The 1,326-nt window shown below is 63.3% G+C and carries 1 pseudogene; it reads left to right on the top strand.

The window, feature by feature from the left end:
* Positions 1–133 precede the first annotated feature (133 nt).
* Positions 134–1,326 (top strand): annotated as a pseudogene (locus GONAM_RS22155) (amino acid adenylation domain-containing protein); the annotation flags it as partial.

Consider the following 1,326-nt stretch of genomic DNA (forward strand, 5'->3'; position numbering starts at 1 on the left):
GACGTGGTCGCGGGGTGCGGTGGTGGAGTTGGGGTGGGGTGGTCGTTCGGTGGGTTCGGTGGTGGCTGAGCGGGTGGGGTTGTCGGGGTCGCAGGTGGCGGTGTGGTGTGGGGATCGGGTGGTGTCGTATGGGGAGTTCGGTGGTTTGGTGGCGGGGGTTGCGCGGCGGTTGTTGGGTGTGGGTGTGGGGGTGGATTCTGCTGTTGGGGTGGTGATGTCGCGGTCGTTGGAGTTGTTGGTGGCGGTGCATGCGGTGGTGGTTGTGGGTGGGCGGTATGTGCCGGTGGAGGTGGATGCGCCGGTGGAGCGGGTGGGTTACATGTTGTCGACGGCGGGTGTGGGTGTGGTGTTGACGCGGGGGTCTGAGGAGGTGGTGGTGCCTTCTGGTGTGGAGCGGTTGGTGGTGGATTGTGGTGTGGGGTCGGGTGTTTCGGGTGTTGATGGTGGTGTGGAGTTGGGTGCGGTGGTGGATGAGGTGGGGGTGTTGTCGCCGTTGGTGGGTGTGTACACGTTGTTCACGTCTGGGTCGACGGGTCGGCCGAAGGGTGTGACGGTGTCGCATGGGGCGGTGGTGAATCGGTTGGGGTGGATGCAGTCGTTGTTCGGGGTGACTGGTGATGATGTGGTGTTGTGGAAGACGCCGGTGTCGTTTGATGTGTCGGTGTGGGAGTTGTTCTGGCCGTTGATGGTTGGTGCTTCGGTGGTGGTGGCGGAGCCGGGTGGGCATCGGGATCCGTGGTATGTGGCGTCGGTGGTGGAGCGGTTTGGTGTGTCGGTGTGTCATTTTGTGCCGTCGATGTTGTCGGTGTTTGTTGATGCGCTGGGTGGTTCGGGTGGTGTGGGTTTGGGGTCGTTGCGGCAGGTGTTCTGTTCGGGTGAGGCGTTGGGTGTTGCGGGTGTGGAGGGGTTGCGGGGGTTGGTGCCTGGTGTGCGGGTGGTGAATTTGTATGGGCCGACTGAGGCTGCGGTGGATGTGACGTCGTATGTGGTCGGCGGTGGTGAGGTGGTGGTGCCGATTGGTCGTGCGGTGCCGAATGTGTCGGTGTGGGTGTTGGATTCGCGGTTGCGGCCGGTTCCGGTGGGTGTGGTGGGTGAGTTGTATCTGGGTGGGGTGCAGGTGGCTCGGGGGTATGCGTCGCGGTCGGGGTTGACTGCGGAGCGGTTTGTGGCGGATCCGTTTGGTGGGTGGGGTTCGCGGTTGTATCGGACGGGTGATCGGGTGCGGTGGTCTGGTGTTGGTGAGTTGGAGTATTTGGGGCGTAGTGATTTTCAGGTGAAGTTGCGGGGGCAGCGGATCGAGTTGGGGGAGATCGAGTCGGTCCTGCA

It is taken from the genome of Gordonia namibiensis NBRC 108229, from assembly GCF_000298235.1.
GTDB classification, from domain to species: Bacteria; Actinomycetota; Actinomycetes; order Mycobacteriales; family Mycobacteriaceae; genus Gordonia; species Gordonia namibiensis.